At 60.7% G+C, this 22,666-nt stretch carries 24 protein-coding genes; 16 read left to right on the forward strand and 8 right to left on the reverse strand.

Annotated features, from left to right (window positions below):
* Positions 1 to 108: 108 nt before the first annotated feature.
* Entirely contained in the window at positions 109 to 1,533 is a 1,425-nt protein-coding gene (gene dnaB, locus QMZ29_RS19820) for a replicative DNA helicase (protein WP_025160134.1), read from the forward strand.
* A 17-nt stretch (positions 1,534 to 1,550) separates the two neighbouring features.
* Positions 1,551 to 2,630 carry an alanine racemase gene (gene alr / locus QMZ29_RS19825; RefSeq protein WP_049204323.1) on the forward strand — a complete coding sequence of 360 codons (1,080 nt, stop codon included), beginning with the start codon at positions 1,551 to 1,553 and terminating at the stop codon, positions 2,628 to 2,630.
* A gap of 44 nt (positions 2,631 to 2,674) precedes the next feature.
* On the opposite strand, the gene QMZ29_RS19830 is transcribed toward alr, so the two are convergent.
* On the reverse strand, positions 2,675 to 3,442 hold the full coding sequence (locus QMZ29_RS19830; protein ID WP_060434701.1) for a transporter substrate-binding domain-containing protein: 768 nt from the start codon (positions 3,440 to 3,442) through the stop codon (positions 2,675 to 2,677).
* 215 nt (positions 3,443 to 3,657) lie between these two features.
* On the opposite strand from QMZ29_RS19830, the gene QMZ29_RS19835 reads away from it, so the two are divergent.
* The 5 genes from QMZ29_RS19835 to maa all read left to right on the forward strand — a co-directional run bounded on the left by QMZ29_RS19835 (position 3,658) and on the right by maa (position 7,016).
* A complete protein-coding gene (locus tag QMZ29_RS19835) occupies positions 3,658 to 4,131 on the forward strand; it encodes an Lrp/AsnC family transcriptional regulator (protein WP_025304444.1) in 474 nt (157 codons plus the stop codon).
* A gap of 80 nt (positions 4,132 to 4,211) precedes the next feature.
* Positions 4,212 to 5,405 (forward strand): amino acid aminotransferase, encoded by a 1,194-nt coding sequence (locus tag QMZ29_RS19840; RefSeq protein ID WP_049195296.1) that lies wholly within the window; start codon positions 4,212 to 4,214, stop codon positions 5,403 to 5,405.
* 126 nt (positions 5,406 to 5,531) lie between these two features.
* Entirely contained in the window at positions 5,532 to 5,948 is a 417-nt protein-coding gene (locus tag QMZ29_RS19845; RefSeq protein ID WP_004936779.1) for a secondary thiamine-phosphate synthase enzyme YjbQ, read from the forward strand.
* 4 nt (positions 5,949 to 5,952) lie between these two features.
* On the forward strand, positions 5,953 to 6,306 hold the full coding sequence (locus QMZ29_RS19850; protein ID WP_025304442.1) for an MmcQ/YjbR family DNA-binding protein: 354 nt from the start codon (positions 5,953 to 5,955) through the stop codon (positions 6,304 to 6,306).
* Between the two features lie 152 nt (positions 6,307 to 6,458).
* Positions 6,459 to 7,016 carry a maltose O-acetyltransferase gene (maa, locus tag QMZ29_RS19855; RefSeq protein WP_147823173.1) on the forward strand — a complete coding sequence of 186 codons (558 nt, stop codon included), beginning with the start codon at positions 6,459 to 6,461 and terminating at the stop codon, positions 7,014 to 7,016.
* A gap of 32 nt (positions 7,017 to 7,048) precedes the next feature.
* Here the strand turns inward: maa and QMZ29_RS19860 are convergent, their stop codons facing one another.
* Complete coding sequence (locus QMZ29_RS19860; protein WP_261425056.1) at positions 7,049 to 8,101, reverse strand: NAD(P)-dependent alcohol dehydrogenase; 1,053 nt, start codon at positions 8,099 to 8,101, stop codon at positions 7,049 to 7,051.
* Between the two features lie 229 nt (positions 8,102 to 8,330).
* Entirely contained in the window at positions 8,331 to 11,159 is a 2,829-nt protein-coding gene (gene uvrA, locus QMZ29_RS19865) for an excinuclease ABC subunit UvrA (RefSeq protein WP_261425058.1), read from the reverse strand.
* Positions 11,160 to 11,436: 277 nt separating this feature from the next.
* Here uvrA and ssb1 point away from each other — a divergent pair, with 277 nt between their 5' ends.
* Positions 11,437 to 11,970: a single-stranded DNA-binding protein SSB1 gene (ssb1, locus tag QMZ29_RS19870; RefSeq protein WP_063988542.1), complete on the forward strand. Its 534-nt coding sequence runs from the start codon at positions 11,437 to 11,439 to the stop codon at positions 11,968 to 11,970.
* A 48-nt stretch (positions 11,971 to 12,018) separates the two neighbouring features.
* On the opposite strand, the gene QMZ29_RS19875 is transcribed toward ssb1, so the two are convergent.
* A complete protein-coding gene (locus QMZ29_RS19875; protein ID WP_060434750.1) occupies positions 12,019 to 12,714 on the reverse strand; it encodes a class I SAM-dependent methyltransferase in 696 nt (231 codons plus the stop codon).
* 11 nt (positions 12,715 to 12,725) lie between these two features.
* Positions 12,726 to 13,106 carry a hypothetical protein gene (locus tag QMZ29_RS19880; RefSeq protein WP_060434695.1) on the reverse strand — a complete coding sequence of 127 codons (381 nt, stop codon included), beginning with the start codon at positions 13,104 to 13,106 and terminating at the stop codon, positions 12,726 to 12,728.
* 157 nt (positions 13,107 to 13,263) lie between these two features.
* Here QMZ29_RS19880 and QMZ29_RS19885 point away from each other — a divergent pair, with 157 nt between their 5' ends.
* Positions 13,264 to 13,740 (forward strand): Rrf2 family transcriptional regulator, encoded by a 477-nt coding sequence (locus tag QMZ29_RS19885; protein WP_060434693.1) that lies wholly within the window; start codon positions 13,264 to 13,266, stop codon positions 13,738 to 13,740.
* Between the two features lie 48 nt (positions 13,741 to 13,788).
* Here QMZ29_RS19885 and QMZ29_RS19890 read toward each other — a convergent pair whose 3' ends face one another.
* Both QMZ29_RS19890 and bhsA read right to left on the reverse strand, forming a co-directional pair.
* Positions 13,789 to 14,538 carry a 3-oxoacyl-ACP reductase family protein gene (locus QMZ29_RS19890; RefSeq protein ID WP_141972312.1) on the reverse strand — a complete coding sequence of 250 codons (750 nt, stop codon included), beginning with the start codon at positions 14,536 to 14,538 and terminating at the stop codon, positions 13,789 to 13,791.
* 149 nt (positions 14,539 to 14,687) lie between these two features.
* Positions 14,688 to 14,948 (reverse strand): multiple stress resistance protein BhsA, encoded by a 261-nt coding sequence (gene bhsA / locus QMZ29_RS19895; protein WP_025304435.1) that lies wholly within the window; start codon positions 14,946 to 14,948, stop codon positions 14,688 to 14,690.
* 196 nt (positions 14,949 to 15,144) lie between these two features.
* Between bhsA and QMZ29_RS19900 the strand changes: the two genes are divergently transcribed.
* From QMZ29_RS19900 to QMZ29_RS19920, 5 genes are all read left to right on the forward strand, one after another.
* Complete coding sequence (locus QMZ29_RS19900; protein WP_261425061.1) at positions 15,145 to 15,588, forward strand: lipocalin-like domain-containing protein; 444 nt, start codon at positions 15,145 to 15,147, stop codon at positions 15,586 to 15,588.
* Entirely contained in the window at positions 15,585 to 16,253 is a 669-nt protein-coding gene (locus QMZ29_RS19905) for a glutathione S-transferase family protein (RefSeq protein ID WP_025304433.1), read from the forward strand. Before QMZ29_RS19900 ends, QMZ29_RS19905 begins: the two co-directional genes overlap by 4 nt.
* A 47-nt stretch (positions 16,254 to 16,300) precedes the next feature.
* The gene (locus QMZ29_RS19910) at positions 16,301 to 16,708 is read left to right on the forward strand and encodes a VOC family protein (protein WP_025304432.1); all 408 of its coding nucleotides are present in this window, start codon (positions 16,301 to 16,303) and stop codon (positions 16,706 to 16,708) included.
* A gap of 317 nt (positions 16,709 to 17,025) precedes the next feature.
* Entirely contained in the window at positions 17,026 to 18,387 is a 1,362-nt protein-coding gene (locus QMZ29_RS19915) for an NCS2 family permease (protein ID WP_025304431.1), read from the forward strand.
* Between the two features lie 197 nt (positions 18,388 to 18,584).
* Positions 18,585 to 20,234: a Na+/H+ antiporter gene (locus QMZ29_RS19920; RefSeq protein WP_033636184.1), complete on the forward strand. Its 1,650-nt coding sequence runs from the start codon at positions 18,585 to 18,587 to the stop codon at positions 20,232 to 20,234.
* Between the two features lie 76 nt (positions 20,235 to 20,310).
* On the opposite strand, the gene QMZ29_RS19925 is transcribed toward QMZ29_RS19920, so the two are convergent.
* Positions 20,311 to 21,198, reverse strand: coding sequence for a LysR family transcriptional regulator (locus tag QMZ29_RS19925; RefSeq protein WP_025304429.1), 888 nt, complete (start codon positions 21,196 to 21,198; stop codon positions 20,311 to 20,313).
* A 140-nt stretch (positions 21,199 to 21,338) separates the two neighbouring features.
* On the opposite strand from QMZ29_RS19925, the gene QMZ29_RS19930 reads away from it, so the two are divergent.
* Positions 21,339 to 21,761, forward strand: coding sequence for a CidA/LrgA family protein (locus QMZ29_RS19930; protein WP_004936830.1), 423 nt, complete (start codon positions 21,339 to 21,341; stop codon positions 21,759 to 21,761).
* Entirely contained in the window at positions 21,754 to 22,443 is a 690-nt protein-coding gene (locus QMZ29_RS19935) for an LrgB family protein (protein WP_004936833.1), read from the forward strand. Before QMZ29_RS19930 ends, QMZ29_RS19935 begins: the two co-directional genes overlap by 8 nt.
* The last annotated feature ends 223 nt before the right edge of the window (positions 22,444 to 22,666 follow it).

Genomic DNA, 22,666 nt, shown 5'->3' on the forward strand with positions numbered 1-22,666 from the left:
TTCACCCGTGCGGGATTCAATACCTTTTTTGCATCGGTTATGACGCAAAAATCACGTATACTCTCGCGTCAAGATCCTTCATTCGCAACCGGATAAAGACTACGTTTCATGGCAGGAAAAAAACCAACCAACAAAACAAACGCGGACGAAACCAGAGAGCGTTCCAGAGATCGTCAGATGGAAGGGCTGAAGATGCCGCCGCACTCGCTGGAGGCCGAGCAGTCGGTGTTGGGCGGTTTGATGCTGGATAACGAGCGCTGGGACAACGTGGCGGAGCGCGTGGTCGCCAACGACTTCTTCAGCCGCCCACATCGCCTGATCTTTACCGAGATGCAGCGTCTGCTGGAGATGAGCAAGCCTATCGACCTCATCACCCTGTCCGAATCGCTCGAGCAGAAGGGTGAACTGGACTCGGTCGGCGGCTTCGCCTACCTGGCCGAGCTGTCGAAAAACACCCCGAGCGCCGCCAACATCGGCGCCTACGCCGACATCGTGCGCGAGCGCGCGGTGGTGCGCGAAATGATCTCGGTGGCTAACGAAATCGCCGACGCCGGCTACGATCCGCAGGGGCGCAGCAGCGAAGACCTGCTCGATCTGGCGGAATCCCGCGTATTCCAAATCGCCGAGAACCGCGCCAGCAAAGACGAAGGCCCGAAGGGCATCGAACGCATCCTGGAAGACACCGTATCGCGCATCGAACAGCTGTATCAGCAGCCGCACGACGGCGTGACCGGGGTCGATACCGGCTATCAGGACCTCAACAAGAAAACCGCGGGCATGCAAAAGTCCGATCTGATCATCGTCGCCGCCCGTCCATCGATGGGGAAAACCACCTTCGCCATGAACCTGTGCGAAAACGCCGCGATGACCCAGGAAAAACCGGTGCTGATCTTCAGCCTGGAGATGCCCGGCGAGCAGATCATGATGCGTATGCTGGCGTCGCTGTCGCGCGTGGATCAGACGCGCATCCGTACCGGCCAGCTCGACGACGAGGACTGGGCGCGCATTTCCAGCACCATGGGTATCCTGCTGGAGAAGCGCAACATGTACATCGACGATTCCTCCGGCCTGACGCCGACCGAAGTGCGCTCGCGCGCGCGGCGCATTTTCCGCGAGCACGACGGGCTTAGCCTGATCATGATCGACTACCTGCAGCTGATGCGCGTGCCGGCCCTGTCCGACAACCGTACGCTGGAGATCGCCGAGATTTCGCGCTCGCTGAAGGCGCTGGCGAAAGAGCTGCAGGTGCCGGTGGTGGCGCTGTCGCAGCTGAACCGAAGCCTGGAGCAGCGCGCCGACAAACGCCCGGTTAACTCCGACCTGCGTGAATCCGGCTCTATCGAGCAGGACGCCGACCTGATTATGTTCATCTATCGTGATGAGGTGTATCACGAGAACAGCGATCTGAAAGGGATCGCGGAAATTATTATCGGTAAGCAGCGTAACGGCCCGATCGGTACCGTGCGCCTTACCTTTAACGGCCAGTGGTCGCGTTTCGACAACTACGCGGGGCCACAATACGATGACGAATAATCAGCTAAGGAACTGAAATGAAAGCGGCAACCGCTGTAATCGACCGCCGCGCTCTGCGACATAATCTGCAACAGGTGCGCCGCCAGGCGCCACAAAGCCGCCTGATTGCCGTTGTGAAAGCAAACGCTTATGGACATGGCCTGCTGGAAACAGCACACACCCTGCAAGACGCCGACTGCTACGGCGTGGCGCGCATCGACGAGGCGCTGATGCTGCGTTCCGGCGGCATCGTCAAACCGATCCTGCTGCTGGAAGGCTTCTTCAGTGCCGAAGATCTGCCGGTGCTGGTGGCGAACAACATCGAAACCGCGGTGCACTGCATCGAACAGCTCGAAGCGCTGGAGCAGGCCGAGCTGGCGCGCCCGGTGCCGGTGTGGATGAAGCTCGATACCGGCATGCATCGGCTGGGGGTGCGCCCCGAACACGCGGAGGCGTTTTATCAGCGCCTGTGCGCCTGCCGCAACGTGGCGCAGCCGGTCAATATCATGAGCCACTTCAGCCGCGCCGATGAACCGGAGTCCGACACCACGTTGAAACAGATCGCCTGCTTTGAGCAGTTCGCGCGCGGTAAACCGGGCCAGCGCTCGGTCGCCGCCTCCGGTGGCACGCTGCTGTGGCCGGACGCCCACAACGAGTGGGTGCGCCCCGGCATCATTCTGTACGGCGTGTCGCCGCTGGATAACGGCAGCGGCGCCGAGCATGGTCTGCAGCCGGCGATGACCCTGAAATCCAGCCTGATCGCGGTGCGCGAGCACAAGGCCGGCGAAGCGGTCGGCTACGGCGGCACCTGGGTCAGCCCGCGCGATACCCGGCTGGGCGTGGTGGCGATGGGATACGGCGACGGTTACCCGCGCAGCGCGCCGACCGGTACGCCAATCCTGATCAACGGCCGCGAAGTGCCGATCGTCGGCCGGGTGTCGATGGACATGATTTCGGTCGATCTCGGGCCGGACGCCGCCGATAAGGTGGGGGATGAAGCGGTGCTGTGGGGCCAGGCGCTGCCGGTCGAACGCATCGCCGCCTGCACCGGCATCAGCGCTTACGAACTGATCACCAAGCTCACGCAGCGTGTGGCGATGGAATACATCGGCGACTGATGCGCCGCAGGGGCCGACGCGCGTCGGCCCCGTTTCTCAGCGGGTTACTTCTTTACCGCCAACCACTTGTCGATAACCTTCTGATACTCGCCGGTCGCCTTGGCCAGGTGCAGCCACTGATCCACATACAGTTTCCAGCTCAGATCGTCGCGCGGCAGCATGTAAGCCTTCTCGCCGTACTGCATCGGTTTGGTCGGATTCACCGCGCACAGCTTCGGATAGCGCTTCTGCTGGTACAGCGCCTCGGAGGCGTCGGTGATCATCACGTCCGCCTTGCGATCCACCAGCTGCTGGAAAATGCTCATGTTGTCGTGCGTGAGCGTCAGTTTGGCCTTCGGCAGATAGGCGTGCACGAAGGCTTCGTTGGTGCCGCCCGCCGGTTCCAACAGACGCACCGACGGCTTGTTGATCTGTTCGAGAGTGCGGTATTTCTTCACGTCGGTGCAGCGCACCAGCGGGATTTTGCCGTCGGTATCCAGCTTGTCAGCGAAGAACACCTGTTTTTGCCGCTCCAGCGTGACGGAGATGCCGCCCATCGCGATGTCGCACTTGCCGGAGGCGAAGTCCGGCGTCAGGGTTTTCCAGCTGGTTTTCACCCACTTCACGTTGGCGCCCAGGCTCTTGGCCAGCGATTGCGCCATGTCGATGTCGATGCCTTCATAGCTGCCGTCTTCCTTGAGGAAGGTATAGGGCTTGTAGTCGCCGGTGGTGCAGACCTCCAGGGTCTTTTGCTGCAGCACTTTGTCCAGGTGGGATTGCGCGCTGGCGCTGCCGGCGGCGAGCAGCAGCGCGAGGGGGAGTAGCTTTTTCATCTGGCGTCCTTTTTATACATTCGTGGTTTTATGCGTTACTTCGCCGTTAATTGTCGTTTGTCTGCATGAGTTAGCCGTTTTTTATGCCGCTTACCGGCGAAAACGCCGGGCGTTGCTGCTGTACGCGATTCAAGCGCCAGGGTGTGACGTCGGCAACGGTAAAAAAACTGGTAGGCTGTAACGTCAACATTTATTAACACAGTTTACAGGTGGCTATGTACAACATTGACGATTTTGATATGAAAATCCTGACGCTGTTACAGGCCAACGGCCGTTTGACCAATCAGGAGCTGAGCGAACTGGTGGGGCTCTCGGCCTCCCAATGTTCGCGGCGGCGCATCAGCCTGGAGCAGGCGCAGCTGATCCGCGGCTACCACGCGCGGCTGGCGCCGGAGGCGGTCGGCCTGGGGCTGGTGGGGCTGATTGAAGTCAGCCTGATCACGCATGCGCAGGAGCAGATCGACAGCTTTCATCAGATGCTGGAGGACGTGGACGCGATCCTTGACGCTTACAAGACCACCGGCGACGCCGATTACCTGCTGAAAGTGGCGGTGGCTGACCTGCCGGCGCTGAGCGAATTCATCAGCCAGACGCTGTCGCCGCACAAAAGCGTGGCGCATATCAAAACGGCGGTGGTGCTCAATCGCATCAAGGAAAACGGTTTGTTGCCGGTGACGCGAGAAAGCTGAAACCGAATGCGCTTTTCCGTCTATATTAGGAACGTAACGCTGTGCCTAAACCACAATAAATAAACCAGGAGAAAAACCCCGTGTTCCAGAACGTTGACGCCTATGCCGGCGATCCCATTCTGTCGCTGATGGAAAAATTCAAACAAGACCCGCGCGCGCACAAGGTGAACCTGAGTATCGGCCTGTACTACGATGCGCAGGGCATCATCCCCCAGATGCGGGCGGTCGCCGCGGCGCAAGCGCAGTTGAACAGCGTCGAGCACGGCGCCTCGGTATACCTGCCGATGGAAGGGCTGCAACCCTATCGTTCCGCCATCCAGCAGCTGCTGTTCGGCGCGCAGCATCCGATGCTGCAGCAGGGGCGCATCGCCACCATTCAGACCGTCGGTGGTTCCGGCGCGTTGAAAGTGGGCGCCGACTTCCTGAAAAGCTACTTCCCGGATTCGCAGGTGTGGGTCAGCGATCCGACCTGGGAAAACCACGTCGCCATCTTCAGCGGCGCCGGTTTCAAGGTGAATACCTATCCGTATTTCGACAGCGAAAGCCTGGGCGTGAAGTTCGACGCCATGCTCGCTGCGCTGAAACAGCTGCCGAAGCACAGCATCGCGCTGCTGCATCCGTGCTGCCACAACCCGACCGGTTCCGACCTGACCCCTGCCCAGTGGGATGAGGTGGTCAAGGTGATCGCCGAGCGTGAAATCATTCCGTTCCTCGACATCGCCTATCAGGGCTTCGGCGGCGGCATGGAGCAGGACGCCTACGCCATTCGCGCCATCGCGGCGGCCGGCCTGCCGTGCCTGGTGAGCAACTCGTTCTCGAAGATCTTCTCGCTGTACGGCGAGCGCGTCGGCGGCCTGTCGGTGGTGTGCGAAAGCGAAGAGGCGGCCGGGCGCGTACTGGGCCAGCTGAAGGCCACCGTGCGCCGCAACTACTCGAGCCCGCCGAATTTCGGCGCGCAGCTGGTGGCCAAGGTGCTGAACGACGCCCAGTTGAAAACCCAATGGCTGGACGAAGTGGAGAGCATGCGTACCCGCATTCTCGAGATGCGTCACGCGCTGGTGGACACCCTGAAGAGCGCGCTGCCGCAGCGCAACTTCGATTACCTGCTGGCTCAGCGCGGCATGTTCAGCTACACCGGCTTCAGCGCGGCGCAGGTCGATCGCCTGCGTGAAGAGTTCGGCGTCTACCTGATCCACAGTGGCCGCATGTGCGTGGCCGGCCTGAACCACAACAACGTGCGTCAGGTGGCCGAGGCGTTTGCCGCGGTGCAGTAACGCCTGTTAGTCTGAACGGACGTTCATCGGGGAGCGATAGCGATATCGCTCCTTTTTTATTGCCGGCGCGCTGCCGAAGTTGCCGCAAACCGGAGAGAGAATATACTGATTGAGGGGCGCTCACTCATGTGGCATCAGCAAACGCTAATCCTCAGCGCAAAAGCGCGTGGCTTTCATCTGGTTACCGACGAGATCGTCAACCAGTTAACCCACTTACACCGCCTGCAAACCGGCCTGCTGCATCTGTTGCTGCAGCATACCTCGGCCTCGCTGACGCTCAACGAGAACTGCGATCCCACGGTGCGAGCCGATATGGAGCAGCATTTCCTGCGCCAGGTGCCGGAAAACGCACCCTATCAGCATGACTACGAAGGGCCGGACGACATGCCGGCGCACATCAAATCCTCGCTGCTGGGCGCTTCCTTGACGCTGCCCGTCAGGCACGGGCGGCTGATGTTGGGCACATGGCAGGGCATCTGGCTGGGGGAGCACCGCATCCACGGCGGAGCACGCCGTATTGTGGCCACATTACAGGGGGAATAACCCAATGAATAACAGCGCATTGCTGGAGTACTGCATGGCGAAGCCGGGCGCGGAGCAGAGCGACCAGAACCAGTGGCAGGCCAGCCAGATCAAGGTGGGCGACGTGATGTTCGCGATGGTGTGCGAGGTCGAAGGGCGGCCGGCGCTGGCAATCAAGTCCAGCCCGGAGCTGGCGGAAAGCCTGCGCGAGCACCACCCGGAGATCGTCGCCTGCGACGGCCTGAACAAGGCGCACTGGAATACGGTGTTTCTCGACGGCAACCTGCCGAACTCGCAGTTTTATACGCTGATCGACAGCTCCTATCAGCTGGTGGTGGAAGGCCTGCCCGAACACGTGCGCCAGGAACTGCGCGCCTGATTGCCGGGCGGCGGCACCGCCCGTTTTTCTCCTGCTTTTTCGTGTTAAATCGTGATCGCGGTTTTAAATTGGGAACGTTCCCTTTTTGTCGTCAGGAAAAAACGGCTACGCTTGGGCATTCAAGAAACGCGGATAAGATTAAGGAGGCCGACATGGCCATCAGCGAAGAAAAGCGCAAGATGATCGCCGGGGAGCTGTACGACGCCGGTGATAACCTGCTGCGCAGCGAACGTCGGCGCGCGCGCCAGTTGACGCATCGCTATAACCACTCCTCGCCGGAAGAGGGCGAGCTGCGCAAACAATGGCTGGACGAGCTGCTGGGCGGCTATCAGGGCGGCACCATTGAGCCGACGTTCCGCTGCGACTACGGCTATAACATCTATCTCGGCAAGAACTTCTACGCCAATTTCGACTGCGTGATCCTCGACGTGTGCGAGGTGCATATCGGCGACAACTGCCTGCTGGCGCCGGGCGTGCATATCTACACCGCCACCCATCCGCTGGACGCCGAGACCCGCGCCGGCGGCGCGGAGTTCGGCAAGCCGGTCAAGATTGGCAACAACGTGTGGATCGGCGGGCGCGCGGTGATCAATCCGGGCGTGACCATCGGCGATAATGCGGTCGTGGCCTCCGGCGCGGTAGTGACCAAAGACGTGCCGGCCAACTGCGTGGTGGGCGGCAACCCGGCCAGGGTCATCAAGCAGCTATAAAAAAAACGGGCGCCGCCGGGCGCCCGCTGTCATCAGGCTCGCAGCGAGTCGATATCCACCACGAAGCGGTACTTCACGTCGCTTTTCAGCATGCGCTCATAGGCCTCATTAATTTGCTGCATCGGGATCAGCTCGATATCGGACGTGATGCCGTGTTGGCCGCAGAAGTCCAGCATCTCTTGCGTTTCCGCGATGCCGCCGATCAGCGAACCGGCGATACGGCGGCGCTTCATGATCAGGTTGAACACCTGCGGCGACGGATGATCGTGCTCCGGCGCGCCGACCAGCGTCAGGGTGCCGTCGCGGCGCAGCAAGTTGAGGAACGGGTTCAGATCGTGCTGAGCCGCTACCGTGTTGAGGATGAAGTCGAAGCTATTAACGTGCTGTGCCATCTCATCCGGGTTGCGCGAAATCACCACTTCATGGGCGCCGAGGCGCTTGGCGTCTTCGATTTTCGACGGCGAGGTGGTGAACAGCACCACGTGCGCGCCCATCGCCCGCGCCAGTTTGACGCCCATGTGCCCCAGCCCGCCGAGGCCGACGATGCCGACCTTTTTGCCTGGCCCCGCGCCCCACTGGCGCAGCGGCGAATAGGTGGTGATGCCGGCGCACAGCAGCGGCGCGACCCCGGCCGGATCGAGATTTTCCGGCACGCGCAGCACGAAGTCCTGATCTACCACCAGATTGGTGGAGTAGCCGCCATAGGTGGCGGCGCCGGTCTGGCGATCCTGGCCGTTATAGGTGCCGGTAAAGCCGTTCTCGCAATACTGTTCCAACCCCTCATCGCAGCTCGGACAGCTGCGGCAGGAATCCACCATGCAACCGACGCCGACCAGATCGCCGACCCGGTAACGCGAGACATGGCCGCCGACGGCGCTGACGCGCCCGACGATTTCATGGCCTGGTACCACCGGGTAAATCGTATTGCTCCATTCGTTGCGAGCCTGATGCAGGTCCGAATGGCAGACACCGCAGAACAACACCTGAATTTGCACATCGTGGTCGCGCAGGGCGCGGGGTGGGTAATCGAAAGGCACCAGCGCAGACTTCGCATCATGCGCGGCATAGGCATGGGTAATGTTCATGGTCGCTCCAGTTATCAATGTAGGGGGGACAACGCTTGGCCGGCAGCGGAGTGCCGGTGAGATGCGGCCTGAATCAGACAGGGCGGCCGCCGAGGGAACATTGATGATAAAAGCGGTGAGTGCGGAGGGAAATGCCTGAAAATGTCGAAATCTTGCCCGTTTCTGTTTGATTGCAATGAAACGGGTCAGCGTGCGGGTCGCCTGAACGACGGCCCGCACGTTGGCGATACTACTTGTTCAACAGCGGTTTCAGGAAGCGCGCGGTGTGCGATTTCTCACAATCGGCCACGGTTTCCGGCGTGCCGGCGACCAGGATCTCGCCGCCGCCGCTGCCGCCTTCCGGCCCCAGATCGACGATCCAGTCGGCGGTCTTGATCACGTCCAGGTTATGCTCGATGACCACGATGGTATTGCCCTGATCGCGCAACTGATGCAGCACCGCCAACAGCTGTTGGATATCGGCGAAGTGCAGGCCGGTAGTCGGTTCGTCGAGAATATACAGGGTCTGGCCGGTGCCGCGTTTCGACAGCTCGCGCGCCAGCTTGACGCGCTGCGCCTCCCCGCCGGAGAGCGTGGTGGCCGACTGGCCGAGGCGGATGTAGGACAGGCCGACATCCATCAGGGTTTGCAGCTTGCGCGCCAGCGCCGGCACCGCGTCGAAGAACTCACGCGCTTCTTCGATGGTCATCTCCAGCACTTCGTGGATGCTCTTGCCCTTGTACTTCACTTCCAGCGTTTCGCGGTTATAACGCTTGCCCTTGCACTGGTCGCACGGCACGTAGATGTCCGGCAAGAAGTGCATTTCGACCTTGATCACCCCGTCGCCCTGGCAGGCTTCACAGCGCCCACCCTTGACGTTGAAGCTGAAGCGGCCCGGCGTATAACCGCGGCTGCGCGATTCCGGCACGCCGGCGAACAGCTCGCGCACCGGGGTGAAGATACCGGTGTAGGTGGCCGGGTTGGAGCGTGGCGTACGGCCGATCGGGCTCTGATCGATGTCGATCACCTTGTCGAAATGTTCCAGGCCGGTCACTTCGCGGAACGGCGCCGGCTCGGCGATGGTGGCGCCGTTAAGCTGGCGCTGGGCGATCGGGAACAGCGTATCGTTGATCAGCGTCGATTTGCCGGAGCCGGACACGCCGGTGATGCAGGTAAACAGACCGACCGGCAGCGTCAGCGTCACGTCCTTCAGGTTGTTGCCGCGCGCGCCGCTCAGCTTCAACACTTTGGTCGGATCGGCCTGCACACGCTGCGCGGGAATGGCGATCTCGCGCTTGCCGCTGAGGAACTGGCCGGTCAGCGATTCCGGCTGCGCCATGATGTCGTCGACGGTGCCTTCTGCCACCACCTGGCCGCCGTGCACGCCGGCGCCGGGGCCGATGTCGATCACGTGGTCGGCGGCGCGGATGGCGTCTTCGTCATGCTCCACCACGATCACTGTGTTGCCGAGGTTGCGCAGGTGGATCAGCGTTTCCAGCAGGCGTTCGTTATCGCGCTGGTGCAGGCCGATCGACGGCTCATCCAGCACGTACATCACGCCCACCAGGCCGGCGCCAATCTGGCTGGCCAAACGAATACGCTGCGCTTCACCGCCGGAGAGCGTTTCCGCCGAACGGGACAACGACAGGTAGTTCAGGCCGACGTTCACCAGGAATTTCAGGCGGTCACCGATCTCTTTCAGCACTTTCTCGGCGATTTTGGCGCGCTGGCCGCTGAGCTTCATGTTCTGGAAGAAGGTCATCGCATGGCCGATGCTCAGATCGGAGATCTCCGGCAGCGTGGTGTCTTCGACGAACACGTTGCGCGCTTCTTCACGCAGACGGGTGCCGTGACACGAGGCGCAAGGGCGGTTGCTGATGAACTTCGCCAGCTCTTCGCGCACCGCGCTGGATTCGGTCTCTTTATAGCGGCGCTCCATGTTGTGCAGCACGCCTTCGAACGGATGGCGGCGCACGGTGGTGTCACCGCGATCGTTGATGTATTTGAATTCGATCGACTCTTTGCCAGAGCCGCTCAGCACCGCCTTCTGTACGTCGGCGCTCAGGGTGTTGAACGGCGCTTCGACGTCGAACTCATAGTGCTCCGCCAGTGAACGCAGCATCTGGAAATAGTAGAAGTTGCGGCGATCCCAGCCGCGGATCGCGCCGCCGGCCAGCGACAGCTCGGGGTTTTGCACCACGCGATCCGGATCGAAGAACTGCTGCACGCCCAGGCCATCGCAGGTCGGGCAGGCACCGGCCGGGTTGTTGAAGGAAAACAGGCGTGGTTCCAGCTCGCGCATGCTGTAGCCGCAGATCGGGCAGGCGAAGTTGGCGGAGAACAGCAACTCGTCCGCTTTTTCGTCGTCCATGTCCGCCACCACCGCGGTGCCGCCGGACAGCTCCAGCGCAGTTTCGAACGATTCGGCCAGGCGTTGCGCCATGTCGTCGCGCACCTTGAAGCGATCGACCACCACTTCGATGGTGTGTTTTTTCTGCAGCTCCAGCTTCGGCGGATCGGACAGATCGCACACTTCACCGTCGATGCGCGCGCGGATATAGCCTTGGGCGGCCAGGTTTTCCAGCGTTTTGGTGTGCTCGCCCTTGCGATCTTTCACTACCGGCGCCAGCAGCATCAGGCGCTTGCCTTCCGGCTGGCTCAGCACGTTATCGACCATTTGGCTGACGGTTTGCGCCGCCAGCGGCACATGGTGATCCGGGCAGCGTGGCTCGCCGACACGGGCGAACAGCAGGCGCAGGTAGTCGTGGATCTCGGTGATGGTGCCGACCGTGGACCGCGGGTTGTGCGAGGTGGATTTCTGCTCGATGGAGATCGCCGGCGACAGACCTTCAATATGGTCGACGTCCGGCTTTTCCATCAGCGACAGGAACTGGCGCGCATAGGCGGAGAGTGATTCGACATAGCGCCGCTGCCCTTCGGCGTACAGCGTATCGAAAGCCAGCGAAGACTTGCCGGAACCGGACAGGCCGGTGACGACGATCAGTTTGTCACGCGGGATGATCAGGTTGATGTTTTTCAGATTATGGGTTCGAGCACCACGAACTTCGATATTGTCCATTTACACTTCCCGTCTTGATGATACACCGCGCCTGTCGCGATTTTTGCGGGGGATTTTGTGATGGATCTCGCAAAAAACCGGCACAGCCAGGTCGAAACGCATAATTATGACACAAAAAAACCTGAATGAATATCCAGTATGAGAATGCAACAAGGTCGATCGAAAAGACAATTCTGGAATGCAATTCGCACTTATCAACACGGGTGTGGTTTCGTACTCAGCGTGGTAAACTGACGCGTTTATACTGTGTAGAAATCAATCATCGGGAGAAGTGCTCATGGCCAGCAGAGGCGTAAACAAAGTAATTCTGGTCGGGAATCTGGGTCAGGATCCAGAAGTCCGTTACATGCCGAACGGCGGCGCAGTGGCCAACATTACCCTGGCGACCTCCGAAAGCTGGCGTGACAAGGCGACCGGCGAACAGAAAGAAAAGACCGAGTGGCACCGCGTCGTGCTGTTCGGCAAACTGGCCGAAGTGGCGGGCGAATACCTGCGTAAAGGCTCTCAGGTCTACATCGAAGGCTCCCTGCAGACGCGTAAATGGACCGATCAGTCCGGCGTGGAAAAATACACCACCGAAGTGGTGGTTAACGTTGGCGGTACCATGCAGATGCTGGGCGGCCGTCAGGGCGGCGGCGCACCGGCCGGTCAATCTGCCGGCGGCCAGGGCGGTTGGGGCCAGCCTCAGCAGCCACAGGGCGGCAACCAGTTCAGCGGCGGCCAGCAGCAGTCTCGCCCGGCGCAGAACAGCGCTCCGGCGGCCAGCAGCAACGAACCACCAATGGATTTCGATGACGATATTCCGTTCTAAGGTTCGCCTGGAAAAGATCGCGAAAAACCCCGCTTAGGCGGGGTTTTTTTATGCCGATTTACGGGCCGTCCAAGCGTGGATCAGCAACGACTGGAAGAAACGCTGCGGCGGAGAAAATCCGGCTTCGGCGATCAACCGTTCGGTGCGTTCCGGCGGCAGCAGCAACAGCCGTTGCTGCAACTGGGCTCGGAGCTCAACCGGCGTGCGCGGAGTTTGACCGTCAAGAGACTGCATGGCGGCCCAGCTGGCCAGGTGCTGGTCAAAATCCGCCGCCGTCGTATCACCGGAAATTTCCGCAATCACCACCCGGCCTGCGGTATTTAACCGTGACGCCATATGGCGATAGAGGTCGCCACGCGCGTCATCGAGAATAAAATGGGTCACTAGCAGACACAGTACGGCGTCGTAATCTGGCACGCTCGGCAGATCCTGCAGATAGCCCTCCACCAACGTGCAGCGTTCGCCAATCTCCGCCTGCCGTAGCTTGGCAGCGCACACCGCCAGCATGTCGGCGGAAGGATCCACGCCGGTGAAACGCCAGCTCGGGTTCTGGCGGGCCAAATGGATCATCTCGGTACCGGTTCCTACGCCAACACACAGGATGTGAGCATTGACGGGCAAATCCTTCAATAGCAGCACAATCAAAAAGTGAAGATTGTCACTAATCGTATTGAAGCGCGCGTTGCCGGCGTCATACCGGCGGGAGAATTCGCCGTTGAAAATGTCATTGGTGTTCTGGTTCATGCGCGGCCTCATCACTGCTCATGCGAATTCAACATGTGCTGCGCCTCGTGTTTCATCACATGAGTGCGCACAGCCGCCTGAAATACTTTAAACAGCAGGCCGTTGATAAAGGTGGTGACGGTGAGCACGATGAAGGCGGTCATCACCCAATCGATCGGGCCGATGCCGCTGTGCAACAGCGCCGGGCGGTAAACCAGCATTCCTGCAATCACCACCCAGTGGCTCATGCAGTAAAAGCATTGGAACAAATGGCCCAGCAGGGCATTTTTGCGCGCCGCCCAGGCCCGCAGCGCCGTGAAGAGTTCGGTTTGTGTCAGGGTCATGGAAATACTGGCCGACGCCAGCGCGATCATCAGGCATACCGAGAGATCTGAAGCCGATACGGGAGTCATCATTATTCCTTACGAGGTCATGGTGCAATGGGTTTTCAGCGCCCAAGAGAACGCCGGTTATTTCATGTAACCTATAAAAGCACGTGATATTCGCCGTTGTCAATCTTTCGTATCATTGTAAGATACGAGAATATGCTGAGCTGAAAGGAAGATGGGAATGCGTCAGGACAACAAGCTTTCGCGCATGCTGCACGTGTTACTGCATATGGCGCGCCACAAGGGGGTTTACACCTCGGAACAGATCGCCGCGATGCTGGGCACCAACAGCGCCGTCGTCAGACGCACCTTGGCCGGCCTGCGTGATGCCGGTTTCGTTGCGTCGGAAAAGGGCCATCACGGAGGGTGGCGTATCGCCGACGATCTGCGGAACATCAGCCTGCTCGATATCTACCGGGCGGTGGGCGTTAAGCAGTTGTTCGCCATCGGCGGTGGGGAACAGCATCCGGAATGTGCGGTGGAGGCGGCGGTAAATCAGGCGCTGGGCAACGTGCTGGATGAGGCCGAGCAGGCGCTGCTGGCGCGCTTTGCCGAAATCACCCTGGAGGATCTGAAGGATCGCTTTGACCGCCATTTCCCTGTGGGGACGAACGAAAGCGCGGTGGTCTGCATTGACGGCGACGGTACCGAAGCGTAATTCGCCATTAAAAAAGCCCCTTGCGGGGCTTTTTGCATCGAAGAATGGTTACGCCGAGAAGCCGCCGTCGATGCTCAGGCTGGCGCCGGTGATATAACCCGCCTGCGGGCCGGCCAGGTAGGCGACGAAGCCGGCGATCTCTTCATCTTTGCCGTAGCGGCCGATCGCCATCAGCTGCTTGAGTTGATCGGCGAATTCGCCGGCGTCCGGGTTCATTTCGGTGTCCACCGGGCCGGGCTGCACGTTATTGACGGTGATGCCGCGCGGGCCGAGATCGCGCGCCATGCCCTTGGTCAGGCCGACCAGCGCCGATTTGCTCATTGCATACACCGCCGCGCCGCCGAACGGCACGCGCTCGGCGTTGGTGCTGCCGATGTGGATGATGCGGCCGCCGTCGTTCATGTGGCGCGCCGCTTCCTGGCTGGCGACGAACACGCTGCGCACGTTGACCGCCAGCATGCGATCCAAATCGTCCAGCGCCAGCTCCTCGGTGCTGCCCAGCGTAAATACCCCGGCGTTGTTCACCAGAATATCCAGGTTGCCGAAGTGGCTGACCGCCTGGCGCACCGCCTGCTGTAGCGCCGCGGCATCGGCGCTGTCGGCCTTGATGGCGAGGGCTTTGCCGCCGGCGACAGTAACGGCGCTCGCCACTGCTTCGGCGCGATCGGCCGAGGCGGCGTAGGTAAAGGCGACGGCGGCGCCTTCGTTCGCCAACCGTTTCACGATGGCAGCGCCGATGCCGCGTGAGCCGCCCTGAACGAACGCGACTTTGCCTTGCAGAGGGTGTGCTGTGGTCATGTTATTTCTCCAAAGTGGGTGAGGGTAAGGCGTGATTCCCAGTATCGGTGAAATGTCTGGCGGCCACTGTTCACAAAGAGCTTTGCCTGCCCATAACGAGAAAAGCCCCTTGCGGGGCTTCTTTCTTCCGTCGGTTGGCTGTTCGACGATCAGTTGAAGATTTCTGCGGTGCCGTACAGTTTGTTCTGACCGCCGGCGGCGACGATGCGGTATGAGCTGGCGCCCGACGCGGCGGCTTTGCTGGCCAGTTCGCTTTCCAACGCGCTCAGGTTGGTGGCGCCGCTAACGGAGACGACACCGATTTTCTGGGCGTCTGCAGCGGGTTGGCTGGAAGGCAGGTCAGCGGCGAAGGTAGCGAAAGAAGCGGTAGCCAGCAGCGCGGCGGTAGCAAAAATTTTGACGTTTTTCATGATGTATTCCTCAGCGTATTGATTGGGTGAGAGCACGTTGTCTCTCGATGTGTTAAATAATAGTGCGGCAGGTTGGAATAAAAAACCGGAGAGTTTTGAGTATCTCATTCAAATAAACTGATTATTTTTTCACCCGCTGGCGCGCGGTAAAAATCGCCACTACCCTTTACAGACGATCCTTAACCGGAGAAGCGTAATGACGGTAAACGCGTTTATCGGCAGCTGGGCGCTGGTGTCCTCGGCATTTGAAAACCAGGACGGTGAGCTGAATTACCCGCTGGGCGAGCAGGTGTTGGGGCGCATCCACTATGAGGCCAACGGCACGATGGCGGCGCAGCTTTACAGTGCCGTGCGGCCGCGCTTCGCCGCCGACGATTTGGCGCAGGGGTCCGAGCGGGAGATCCGCACCGCCTTCATCAATATGATTTGCTACTTCGGCTGCTATCAGGTGGAGGAAAACGAGCAGCGAGTGGTGCATCAGGTCGAAGGCTGTTCGTTCCCCAATTGGGTAGGCAGCCGTCAGGTGCGTTTTTACGCTTTCAGCGGCGATCGGCTGACGTTGCGCACGGTGCCCTTGCCGCTCGGCAACGGCGTGCAGGTTGGCGAACTGGTGTGGCAGCGGACAGAGGCTTCGTCATGATCATTGTTCATCATCTCAACCACTCGCGATCGCAGCGCATTCTGTGGTTTTTGGAAGAGCTGGGTGTGCCCTATCAGGTGCAACGCTACGAGCGCGATCCGCAGACCCTGCTGGCGCCGGCGGCGCTGAAAAAGATCCATCCGCTGGGCAAATCGCCGGTGATCGTCGACGGCGATCTGACGCTGGCGGAATCCGGTGCCATCATCGAATACTTGCAGGAAGCCTATGACGCGCAGGGCATGTTCATGCCGACCGACTTCCACGCGCGCCAGCAGTATCGCTATTGGCTGCACTACGCCGAAGGATCGCTGATGCCGCTGTTGGTGATGAAGCTGGTGTTCAGCCGCCTTGGCCAGCCGCCGATCCCCTGGTTGCTGCGGCCGGTGGCCGGCGCGATCGGCAAGGGCGTGCAGCGCGAATACCTCGACAAACAGATCGCGCCGCACTGCGAATACCTCGAACAGCACCTGAACAAGGGCAGCTGGTTTGTCGGCAACGATTTCAGCGCGGCGGATATTCAGATGAGCTTTCCGCTGGAGGCGATGGCGGCGCGCGGCGCGTTGGACAATTGCCCGAAACTGCGCGGCTTCCTGCAGCGCATTCATGCCCGGCCCGCCTACCAGCGGGCATTGGAGCAGGGCGGCCCTTACGACCTGCTGAGTTAAGCGGATGGGCTATACTCGATGGGGTCATTCTTCATCGGAGGTAGCCCATGGCTACGCAAATCTTCGTTAACCTACCCGTACGCGATCTGCCCGCCTCGATGGCGTTTTTCACCCACCTGGGGTTCGCTTTCAACCCGCAATTTACCGACGATACCGCCGCGTGCATGGTGGTCAGCGACACGATTTACGTGATGCTGCTGACCCATGACAAATTCAGGATGTTTACCCCGAACCCGATCGGCGACGCCAAACAGGCCACCGAGGTGCTGGTGTGCCTGTCGCAACCCAGCCGGGCGGCGGTGGACGAACTGGTGCGCAAGGCGATCGCCGGCGGCGGCAACACTTATCATCAGCCACGCGACTACGGCATGATGTACGGCCATGGCTTTCAGGACCTGGACGGCCATATCTGGGAATTGATGTATATGGATCCCGCTGCGGTACAGGCGCAATAATCTCGCCGGGGCGTCCGTCGCCCCGGTTTTATCGTGCAGACGCCATTCCAGCCACTTTCTGCATAAATTGCCGCGATCTTTAGTTGATTAGACGCCATGGAAGGCAGGATAATCGTTTGCCTTGAATAAACCACCATAAATTACCCGTACCGCGCGCTGCGAGTTAAACGTTTGCCTTGGTGCGCATTGCCGTTGGCGATGCGACGGAAGGGCAAGGAAGCGGAACGTGACGTAAACGATTACGTGGCGATCGGGCGCGGGCGAGATGACAGGCCTGCTGTGACGGGCCGATTAATGAAACACAGGGGAAGTAACCTATGTCGAACTCTCAAGCGAACCACGCCGCAAAACCAACCGGCGGGCTTGATGGCTATTTTAAAATTTCCGCGCGCGGCAGCAGCGTGCGACAGGAAGTGGTGGCGGGGCTGACCACTTTCCTGGCGATGGTGTACTCGGTGATCGTGGTGCCGAGCATGCTGGGCAAAGCGGGCTTCCCGCCGGCGGCGGTGTTTGTCTCTACCTGCCTGGTGGCCGGGCTGGGCTCGCTGCTGATGGGGCTGTGGGCTAACCTGCCGATGGCCATCGGCTGTGCGATCTCATTGACCGCTTTCACCGCCTTCAGCCTGGTGCTGGGTCAGCACATCAGCATTCCGGTGGCGCTGGGCGCGGTGTTCGTGATGGGCGTGCTGTTTACCGTCATCTCGGTCACCGGCATCCGCGCCTGGATCCTGCGTAACCTGCCGATGGGCGTGGCGCACGGCACCGGCATCGGCATCGGTCTGTTCCTGCTGCTGATCGCCGCCAACGGTGTCGGCCTGGTGGTGAAGAACCCGCTGGATGGCCTGCCGGTGGCGCTTGGCGCCTTCACCTCCTTCCCGGTGGTGATGACGCTGGTCGGCCTGGCGGTGATCTTCGGCCTGGAGAAGCTGCGCGTGCCCGGCGGCATTCTGCTGGTGATCATCGCCATTTCCATCATCGGCCTGATCGTCGATCCGGCGGTGAAATACCAGGGGCTGTTCGCCATGCCTAGCCTGGCGGACGCTGACGGCAAATCGTTGATCTTCAGTCTGGATATCATGGGCGCGTTGCAGCCGGTGGTGTTGCCGAGCGTGCTGGCGCTGGTGATGACTGCGGTGTTCGACGCCACCGGCACCATCCGCGCGGTGGCCGGGCAGGCCAACCTGCTGGATAAAGACGGGCAGATCATCAACGGCGGCAAGGCGCTGACCTCGGATTCCCTGAGCAGCATCTTCTCCGGCCTGGTGGGCGCCGCGCCCGCCGCGGTCTACATCGAGTCCGCTGCCGGCACCGCCGCGGGCGGCAAAACCGGCCTGACCGCCACCGTGGTCGGCATCCTGTTCCTGCTGATCCTGTTCCTGTCGCCGCTGGCCTATCTGGTGCCGGTCTACGCCACCGCGCCGGCGCTGATGTACGTCGGCCTGCTGATGCTGAGCAACGTCACCAAGCTGGACTTCAACGACTTCGTCGACGCAATGGCCGGCCTGCTGTGCGCGGTGTTCATCGTGCTGACCTGCAACATCGTGACCGGCATCATGCTGGGCTTCAGCTCGCTGGTCATCGGCCGCATCTTCTCCGGCGAATGGCGCAAGTTGAACATCGGCACCGTGCTGATCGCCGTGGCGCTGGTGGCGTTCTACGCCGGCGGCTGGGCGATTTAAGCCTCTTGGGTTTCCCTCGCCCATCGGGCGGGGGAGCCTGTGACGGCAATTCCCTTCTTAAGATAAGTCTTCTTCTGCTCTGCACCGCGTTTTGAAAGGCACAACAAGCTTTAACGGCTGTAAAAAAAGTGATCTACTATCGGGACCAACGCAGGCCCTGAGCCGATGTCGTCTGAATCGTAGAGTCTAAGGAAAGCATGGAAATCTTTTTTACAATCCTCATTTTGATCCTGGTGGTCTCCCTGTCCGGGGTGGTGACGCGCATGTTGCCGTTCCAGGTGCCGCTGCCGCTGATGCAAATCGCCATCGGGGCCCTGTTGGCCTGGCCGCATTTCGGGCTGCACGTCGACTTTGATCCCGAACTGTTCCTGGTGCTGTTCATCCCGCCGCTGCTGTTCGCCGACGGCTGGAAAACGCCGACGCGCGAGTTCCTGCATCACGGGCGTGAAATTCTCGGCCTGGCGCTGGTGCTGGTGCTGATCACCGTGGTCGGCGTCGGTTACCTGATCTACGCCATGGTGCCGGGCATTCCGCTGGTGGCGGCCTTCGCGCTGGCGGCGGTGCTGTCGCCGACCGATGCCGTGGCGCTGTCCGGCATCGTCGGCAAAGGGCGGATTCCCAAGCCGATCATGGGCGTGCTCGAGGGCGAGGCGCTGATGAACGACGCGTCCGGCCTGGTATCGCTCAAGTTCGCCATCGCGGTGGCGATGGGCACCATGGTGTTCACCGTGGGCGGCGCGACCCTTGAATTCCTCAAAGTGGCGATCGGCGGCCTGTTGGCCGGCGTGGCGGTCACCTGGACCTACAGTAAATCGCTGCGGGTGATGAGCCGCTGGAGCGGCGACGATCCGGCGACCCAGATCGTGTTCCTGCTGCTGCTGCCGTTCGCTTCTTACCTGATTGCCGAACACATCGGCGTCTCCGGCATCCTGGCGGCGGTGGCGGCGGGGATGACCATCAGCCAATCCGGCGTGATCCGCAACGCGCCGCTGGCGATGCGTCTGCGCGCCAACAGCGTATGGGCGATGCTGGAGTTCGTGTTCAACGGCATGGTGTTCATCATGCTGGGCCTGCAGCTGCCGGGCATTCTTGAAACCTCCATCCTGCAGGCGGAGCTGGATCCGACCATCCAGACCTGGTATCTGTTCGCCGACGTGGCTACCATCTACGCCGCACTGCTGGTGCTGCGTTTCACCTGGCTGTGGGTGATGAAGAAGGCCAGTAACCGCTTTATGAAAAAGCGTCCGCTGCAGTTCGGCGATTACAGCACGCGTGAGCTGTGGGTGGCGTCGTTCGCCGGGGTGCGCGGGGCGATTACCCTGGCCGGCGTGCTGTCGATACCGCTGTTGCTGAGTGACGGCACCGCCTTCCCGGCGCGCTATCAGCTGGTGTTTATCGCCGCCGGGGTGATCCTGCTGTCGCTGATTGTCGGCGTGCTGGCGTTGCCGCTGCTGCTGCGCGGCGTGCAGGTGGCCGACAAGAGCGCCAGCAAGCAGGAAGAGCGCATGGCGATCGCCATGGCGGCCGAGGTGGCGATCGAAAGCGTGAATAAAATGGAAGAGCGCCTGGTTGCCGATACCGAAGAAAACCTCGACCCGCAGGTGTTGAAAGAGGTCAGCTCGCGGGTGACGGGCATGCTGCGGCGGCGCATCGCGTCGAAAGACGATATCGAGAATGCGTTGGCGATGGAAAACCTCGAGCGGCGTTTCCGCCTGACGGCGCTGCGCGCCGAGCGCGGCGAGCTGTACCATCTGCGCGCCACGCAGAAAATCAGCAACGAGACGCTGCAAAAACTGCTGCACGATCTCGACCTGCTCGAAGCGCTGCTGATCGAGCGCGAAGGCTAAACCTCAGAGGAGGAATTAACGTTTTTCCTCTTTATTTCTGTTCTGAAGGGCCGCCTGTGCGGCCCTTGTTTTTTGGCTACTTGAGCGGCGGCCAATAGTCGCGGCAGCAGGCGATCCAAGCCTGCGCGCTGTGCGACAGGTAGCTGCCCTGGCGCCAGATCAGGCCGATTTTCCACTCCATGCGCGGCTCCAGCGGCAGCCAGACCAGGTTTTCCTTGTCCAGCCAGCGGCAAACCGGCTCCGGCAGCATGGCGATGCCCACGCCGGCCTGCACCATCGAGGCGAGGAAGTCCCATTGGCCGCTGCGCACCGCGATTTGCGGTTCAAAACCGGCCTGGCGAAACGCCTTCATCAGCATCTTGTAAAGCGCAAAGTCTTCGTTATAAATCAGGATCGGGCTGTCGGCCAATTCGGCGATATTGATGCGGGTGCGGTTGAGCCACTGCGGCGTGCGCGGCGCCACTACGCACATCGGATGGCCCAGCAGCGGCAGAAAGGTCAGCGGCTGCTCCGAGTCGAAGGGCAACACCGTCATCGCCAGATCCAGTTCGCCGGACATCACCGCCTGTTCGACCGACAGCCCGCCCAGCTCGGAAATCTTCAATTCGATACCGGGGTAGGTTTGGCGAAAGCGGCGGATCAGATCGGCGATCTGCCTGCCCACCATTGGCGGAATGCCCAGCCGCAGCACGCCCTTTTTCACCGAGCTGATGTCTTCCAGCTCCGCCTCCAGTTGCCGGAATTCGTCGAGGATCGTCAGGCCGCGCTGATACACCGCCTGGCCGCTGTCGGTCAGGCGCAGCTTGCGGCCTTCGCGGATCAGCAGCGTGCACTCCAGCTCCTCCTCCAGATGCCGCAGCATCTTGCTGATGGTGGGCTGGGTGACGAACAGTTTTTCCGCGGCGCGGGTGAAGCTTTGCTGGCGCACCACTTCAACGAAGTAGCGCAGGGTGCGGACATCCACGTTAGGGTTCTCCTTGGGGACGCTACCGGCGGGAAACTATTCCCGGACGGCATGATGTCGATAATTTTAATTCATTTCAGGCGTGGTTTCCCGGCTGCGTATACTGTAGGCCGTTAATTTATTGTTTGAGGTCATCTTTCATGTCTCTGGCGTTACGCCGCGTTGCCCCCTCCCTGCTGACCCGCTTGCAGGTGCCGATTCAGGTGGCGTTGTATGCGGCGCTGTTCCTGATCGCCGATCGTCTGGTGCAACAATTCCACCTGCCGCTCCCCGCCAATATCGTCGGCATGTTGATGCTGCTGGCGCTAATCCTGCTGCGCATTCTGCCGCTGAGCTGGGTTAAGGCCGGCTCCCGCTGGCTGCTGGCGGAAATGCTGCTGTTTTTCGTGCCGGCGGTGGTGGCGGTGGTCAACTATGCCCAGCTGTTGATGGTCGAGGGTTGGAAGATCTTTTTGGTGATCGCGGTCAGCACCATGCTGACGTTGGGCGCCACCGGGCTGGTGGTGGACAGGGTGTATCGGCTGGAGATTTGGCTGCAGCGTCGGAAGCAGCGTCATGAATGATTTTATCCTTAGCTTGGCCTGTTTTCTGGCGACGCTGGCGCTGTACTTCGCCAACAAGAAGCTGTATCGCCGCCGGCGCACGCTGTTGCTGATGCCGCTGGTGCTGACGCCAATGATCCTGGTGCTGCTGCTGGTGGTCACCCACATCTCCTATCAGGACTATATTGGTGAAACTCACTGGCTGCTGTGGCTACTGGGGCCGGCAACCATCGCTTTCGCGGTGCCGGTGTATGAGAACCTGCATATCATCCGCCGCCACTGGCTATCGCTGACCGCCGGCGTAACGACGGCGGTGCTGGTGGCGGTGTACAGCTCGGTGTGGCTGGCGCGCCTGCTGACGTTGCCGGAAGAGGTGCAGCGCAGCCTGGCGGTGCGGTCGATCACCACGCCGTTCGCGCTGGAGGCCGCCAAACAGATGGGCGGGCAGCCGGATCTGGTGGCGCTGTTCGTGGTGATCACCGGGGTGTTCGGCATGGCGGTGGGGGATATTTTGTTTTTGCGGCTGGCGGTGCGCAGCCGTCTGGCGAAGGGCGCCGGATTTGGCGCCTCGTCGCACGGTGCCGGCACCGCTCGCGCTTATGAGCTGGGGCCGCAGGAGGGCGTAGTGTCGAGTTTGGTGATGATGCTGGCCGGCATCATTACGGTCGTGGCCGCGCCATTGATCGGCCGGCTGATGTGGTAAGACCTCTCGGGGCGGGCTCTGCCGCCCCTTTTACGTTATCTGTCGTTGGGAACGGTGCCGTTGATGGACGCCAGAAAAAACGAAGAAATTTTTCAGCATAATTTTTCCCATCGTTATAACAAAAAACGATAGATGCGCCGCAGGCAAAATCGCCGCCCATTTTAAATGGCAATGAATTAATTAATAGGTAAATTATTTTTATTGAAACAATAAAGTATAACTT

It is taken from the genome of Serratia sp. PF-27, from assembly GCF_030053255.1.
Taxonomy (GTDB): Bacteria; Pseudomonadota; Gammaproteobacteria; order Enterobacterales; family Enterobacteriaceae; genus Serratia; species Serratia bockelmannii.

What these genes read in the sequence shown, in the direction of transcription:
- QMZ29_RS19885 (WP_060434693.1), top strand. Translation starts at nt 13,264, where the DNA reads ATGCGTCAGGACAACAAGCTTTCGCGCATGCTGCACGTGTTACTGCAT.
- QMZ29_RS19875 (WP_060434750.1), bottom strand. Translation starts at nt 12,714, where the DNA reads ATGAACCAGAACACCAATGACATTTTCAACGGCGAATTCTCCCGCCGG.
- QMZ29_RS19890 (WP_141972312.1), bottom strand. Translation starts at nt 14,538, where the DNA reads ATGACCACAGCACACCCTCTGCAAGGCAAAGTCGCGTTCGTTCAGGGC.
- QMZ29_RS19835 (WP_025304444.1), top strand. Translation starts at nt 3,658, where the DNA reads ATGTACAACATTGACGATTTTGATATGAAAATCCTGACGCTGTTACAG.
- QMZ29_RS19900 (WP_261425061.1), top strand. Translation starts at nt 15,145, where the DNA reads ATGACGGTAAACGCGTTTATCGGCAGCTGGGCGCTGGTGTCCTCGGCA.
- QMZ29_RS19850 (WP_025304442.1), top strand. Translation starts at nt 5,953, where the DNA reads ATGAATAACAGCGCATTGCTGGAGTACTGCATGGCGAAGCCGGGCGCG.
- QMZ29_RS19830 (WP_060434701.1), bottom strand. Translation starts at nt 3,442, where the DNA reads ATGAAAAAGCTACTCCCCCTCGCGCTGCTGCTCGCCGCCGGCAGCGCC.
- QMZ29_RS19930 (WP_004936830.1), top strand. Translation starts at nt 21,339, where the DNA reads ATGTCTCTGGCGTTACGCCGCGTTGCCCCCTCCCTGCTGACCCGCTTG.
- QMZ29_RS19920 (WP_033636184.1), top strand. Translation starts at nt 18,585, where the DNA reads ATGGAAATCTTTTTTACAATCCTCATTTTGATCCTGGTGGTCTCCCTG.
- bhsA (WP_025304435.1), bottom strand. Translation starts at nt 14,948, where the DNA reads ATGAAAAACGTCAAAATTTTTGCTACCGCCGCGCTGCTGGCTACCGCT.
- QMZ29_RS19845 (WP_004936779.1), top strand. Translation starts at nt 5,532, where the DNA reads ATGTGGCATCAGCAAACGCTAATCCTCAGCGCAAAAGCGCGTGGCTTT.
- maa (WP_147823173.1), top strand. Translation starts at nt 6,459, where the DNA reads ATGGCCATCAGCGAAGAAAAGCGCAAGATGATCGCCGGGGAGCTGTAC.
- uvrA (WP_261425058.1), bottom strand. Translation starts at nt 11,159, where the DNA reads ATGGACAATATCGAAGTTCGTGGTGCTCGAACCCATAATCTGAAAAAC.
- QMZ29_RS19905 (WP_025304433.1), top strand. Translation starts at nt 15,585, where the DNA reads ATGATCATTGTTCATCATCTCAACCACTCGCGATCGCAGCGCATTCTG.
- QMZ29_RS19880 (WP_060434695.1), bottom strand. Translation starts at nt 13,106, where the DNA reads ATGACTCCCGTATCGGCTTCAGATCTCTCGGTATGCCTGATGATCGCG.
- QMZ29_RS19910 (WP_025304432.1), top strand. Translation starts at nt 16,301, where the DNA reads ATGGCTACGCAAATCTTCGTTAACCTACCCGTACGCGATCTGCCCGCC.
- dnaB (WP_025160134.1), top strand. Translation starts at nt 109, where the DNA reads ATGGCAGGAAAAAAACCAACCAACAAAACAAACGCGGACGAAACCAGA.
- ssb1 (WP_063988542.1), top strand. Translation starts at nt 11,437, where the DNA reads ATGGCCAGCAGAGGCGTAAACAAAGTAATTCTGGTCGGGAATCTGGGT.
- QMZ29_RS19915 (WP_025304431.1), top strand. Translation starts at nt 17,026, where the DNA reads ATGTCGAACTCTCAAGCGAACCACGCCGCAAAACCAACCGGCGGGCTT.
- QMZ29_RS19935 (WP_004936833.1), top strand. Translation starts at nt 21,754, where the DNA reads ATGAATGATTTTATCCTTAGCTTGGCCTGTTTTCTGGCGACGCTGGCG.
- alr (WP_049204323.1), top strand. Translation starts at nt 1,551, where the DNA reads ATGAAAGCGGCAACCGCTGTAATCGACCGCCGCGCTCTGCGACATAAT.
- QMZ29_RS19860 (WP_261425056.1), bottom strand. Translation starts at nt 8,101, where the DNA reads ATGAACATTACCCATGCCTATGCCGCGCATGATGCGAAGTCTGCGCTG.